Origin of the sequence: Chthoniobacter sp. (genome assembly GCF_040003245.1) — a bacterium.
Lineage (GTDB): Bacteria > Verrucomicrobiota > Verrucomicrobiia > Chthoniobacterales > Chthoniobacteraceae > Chthoniobacter.
On sequence record NZ_JBDUCX010000386.1, the window covers coordinates 1 to 3,659 of the forward strand.

Annotated in this window: 4 protein-coding genes; all 4 read right to left on the reverse strand. The window is 64.4% G+C overall.

The window, feature by feature from the left end; all coding sequences use genetic code 11:
- Positions 1-84: 84 nt before the first annotated feature.
- The 4 genes from ABJF10_RS29965 to ABJF10_RS29980 all read right to left on the reverse strand — a co-directional run bounded on the left by ABJF10_RS29965 (position 85) and on the right by ABJF10_RS29980 (position 3,373).
- Positions 85-453, reverse strand: coding sequence for a hypothetical protein (locus ABJF10_RS29965; protein ID WP_348548270.1), 369 nt, complete (start codon positions 451-453; stop codon positions 85-87).
- A 36-nt stretch (positions 454-489) separates the two neighbouring features.
- Entirely contained in the window at positions 490-1,749 is a 1,260-nt protein-coding gene (murA, locus tag ABJF10_RS29970) for a UDP-N-acetylglucosamine 1-carboxyvinyltransferase (protein WP_348548271.1), read from the reverse strand.
- Entirely contained in the window at positions 1,742-2,569 is an 828-nt protein-coding gene (prmC, locus tag ABJF10_RS29975; RefSeq protein ID WP_348548272.1) for a peptide chain release factor N(5)-glutamine methyltransferase, read from the reverse strand. Before prmC ends, murA begins: the two co-directional genes overlap by 8 nt.
- Before the next feature lie 159 nt (positions 2,570-2,728).
- Positions 2,729-3,373: an START domain-containing protein gene (locus ABJF10_RS29980; RefSeq protein ID WP_348548273.1), complete on the reverse strand. Its 645-nt coding sequence runs from the start codon at positions 3,371-3,373 to the stop codon at positions 2,729-2,731.
- Between the last annotated feature and the right edge of the window lie 286 nt (positions 3,374-3,659).

The following is a 3,659-nucleotide window of genomic DNA, read 5'->3' on the forward strand; positions in this document are numbered from 1 at the left end:
GGTGGAGGCAACAAGGGCCGCGGAGGCGGGCGAGGGGAAGGAGGACGAGAACGAGGACGACGCAGGCCGCGCGGACGTTCCCCTTTAGTCATCCCCTCCATGCACTTTGGAAGACGGATCGAACTGAAATGTTTTCGAGTCCTTGCCCAAGGTGACCCACTCCCGCGGCACTCCAAAGGCCCGCTCTGGAAAGGGCAACACCACGGCTTCCCGCGGAATGGAAACGCCGCACCGCTTCAGCACGTTTTCGTCGTGGTAATAGTAGTAGAATTCGTGCGTATGCGCTTTCGAGCCACGATATCTCCACGGCGACGGGGCGACGAAGCTGCCGCCGTTCAGGCCACGACTCGCCGGCAGCATCCGGACCTGGTCGGTCGAGGTGAGGCGGTAATGCTGGGCACAGGAACTCAACGAGAGCGCCAGGGCGCACCACAGGCCAACGCGCCAGGACACGCCGTGGGGGGACGGCTTCATTTTTCGCCGGTGGGCTTACGCCTTCACCCGCTCGATGTGCGCGCCGAGGCCGTTGAGCTTCTCGTCGATCAGTTCGTAGCCGCGGTCGATGTGATACACGCGGTTGACCTCGGTGATGCCTTCACTTTGCAGACCGGCGAGGACGAGCGCGGCGCTGGCGCGCAGGTCGCTGGCCATCACGGGCGCGCCGCTCAAGCGCTCGACGCCCTTGATGACCGCCGTCGCGCCGTTCAGCGAGATGTCCGCGCCCATGCGCTTCATTTCCGAGACGTGCATGTAACGTTGCGGGAAGATGGTCTCGGTGATGACGGAAATGCCGGGCGTCTTGGCGAGGAGCGCGCACATTTGCGCCTGCATGTCGGTCGGGAAATCGGGGTAGGGGTTCGTCGTCAGTTCGAGGGGCTTCCACACGCCGTTGGGCGAGATGGTGATGGTATCGCCCTCGATCTTGAGGAGGAAGCCGGCGCGGGTCAGCGCGTCGGTGACGGCCGTGAGGTGCGAGGGGTCGACGCGCTTGAGGGTCACGCCCTTGCCCGCGATGGCGCCGGCCACGAGGAAGGTGCCGGCCTCGATGCGATCCGGGATCACGCTGTGCTCGGCGCCGTGCAGTTCCTTGACGCCTTCGATGACGATGCGGCGCGTGCCTGCGCCCTCGATCTTCGCGCCCATCTTGTTGAGGAAATTGGCGAGGTCGACCACCTCGGGTTCGGCGGCGGCGCTATCGATCACGGTGGTGCCATCGGCGAGGACGGCGGCCATCATCACGTTGTCGGTCCCGAGGACGGTCGGCCCCTGTTTGCCGCGCAGGCTCATCGAGCTGCCCTTCAGTTCACCGGCGAAAACCTTGACGTTGCCGTTCTCGATGCGGTGCATCGCGCCGAGGGCCTCGAAGCCCTTGAGGTGCAGATCGATGGGGCGGTCGCCGATCACGCAGCCGCCGGGCAGCGAGACGGTGGCTTCCTTTTCGCGCCCGAGGAGCGGCCCGATCACGCAGACCGACGCGCGCATCTTGCGGACGATTTCGTAGGGCGCCTCGGTGATGATCTTCTCCGCCTGCACGGTCACCACGCCGCTGGCGCGCTCCACTTGCGCCCCGAGGTGCGAGAGGATCTGGAGCATGTAATGGATGTCGCTCAAGTCGGGCACGTGATGGATCACGCACGGCTCCTTGGTGAGCAGCGTGGCCGCGAGGATCGGGAGCGCGGAGTTTTTCGAGCCGCTGATTTTGACGTTGCCGCTGAGGCTGGCGCCGCCGTGAACGAGGATTTTATCCATAATTTGCGAAGAGGTATCGGTCTTTGCCTTGGTAATCGGTTTGTGAACGGATGTCTTGAAAATTGTGCGCGACCAGCAGTTCGGCCAGCGGCTTCGCCTGGTCATGGCCGATTTCGAGGGCCAGCTTTCCCCGGAGATGCTGCGCCGCCTGTGGGGCGAATCGCCGGAAGATCTCCAGCCCATCGGGGCCGCCATCGAGGGCGGAAAGGGGATCGTGCTGAACTTCGCGGGCGAGGGTGGGGATTTCGCCTTGGGCGATATAGGGGAGATTGGCCACGATGAGATCGTATTCGCCCGTGACGCCGGCGAGGAGATCGCTGGCGAGGAACCGCACCCGCTCGGTCAGCCCCAGTCGTGCCGCATTTTCGCCGGCCAGCGCGAGGGCGTCGGGCGAAAGATCGACCGCCTCGACCTGCGCCTCCGGCCAGCTCGCGGCCAGCGTGAGCGCGATGACTCCGCTGCCGGTGCCCACGTCGAGCACGCGCTTGGCCGCGCCGCCCGCCAGCACCAGTTCGCAGAGCTGCTCGGTTTCCGGCCGCGGGACGAGCCCGCGCTGGTCGCAGAAAAAGGAGCGTCCATGAAACTCCGCCGTCCCGAGGAGATGCTGGAGCGGTTCACCCACCGCCCGGCGCTTGACCAGCGCGCGCAGCGGCTCGAGCTGCTGCTCGCTCAGCGGCCGGTCAAATTCCATGTAGAGATCCATGCGCTTCTTCCCGAGCACATGGGCCAGCAGATGCTCGATATTCAGCCGCGGGCTCTCCACACCGCTCTTCTGGAAATAAGCGGTCGTCGCCTGGATGACCTCGAGCACGGTTTTCATGGAGCCGCCTCTTCTACTGGGCACAAGGGGGTAGCGCAAATGATCTCGATGGCGGGTGGAACTCGACAAACAAAAGTCTGCGTCTTCCGCTACGGTTGCCCTCTGCGGCGCGGCTGCAATTCCACCGATCCGCTCCCGCCGGCCGGAACGCTGAAGCGGTTATTTGCCTTGGTATTTCGGCAGCTTGCACTGCTTGCCGACCGCGGCGAAAAGTTTCGGGATGGCGGTCTTGTTCGCGCTGTTGAGCAGGAACGTCGGGATGCCGCCACCGGAATCCGAGTAGATGGTATAGGTTGCCTTCGTCTTGCCGCCGGCTGCGGGCTCGAGCAGCCAGGAGCCTTGGGTGATCTTGACGCGCGTCACGCCCTTGATCTCCGCGGGGCCCAGGTCGTTGGCGCATTCCCACCGGTTGCAGTAGATCATGCCGCCACTGGGGCAGGCCTTGCTTTCGCATTTCACGCGCACGGTGTAGTCGCGCTCGCCGACGATGGGCGGAGAGATGCGCTGATAGCCCACGCGGCCGTCGCTGGTGCGGGAGAGGGTCTTGGACTCGACCACGTAGGGCATGAATTTGGGATACTCCGCGGTGTCGTCGAGGACCCGCTTCACGACGATCGGCTCGGCGTCGATGATCCCGACGGCCTTGCACTCGCGGATGGACGTGCCTTCGTGCGGGCGGGTGAAGACGGTGAGATTGTCGCCGGTGTTGGCCACGGTCCAGCCATCCGCGCCATCGGCGGCCAGGGCCGAAAGGAGATTCGTAGCGAGGAGCAAAGCCAGACAAAGCGGAACGCGTGGGCGCATCGTGGGAATAGGACACGAAGGGCGGCCCGTGGCAATGGCGATCATGGGAGGAGGGCGGGAGACTGGCTTGATTCCCGCTGGCGATGAGGTCACACCAATGGCGCGCCATGCCGATCGATCCACTTTGTTCACCATGAAATCCGGAGTCCTGGAATTCCTGGAGCACCAGCCGCGCCGCTGGCTGTGGACGGAATCCATCTCCCTGTCGCTGCTGGTCGGTTTCCTCGACTTCAGCACGGGCTGGGAAATCAGCGTGGTGCTTTTCTATTCGCTGCCCATTTTGCTC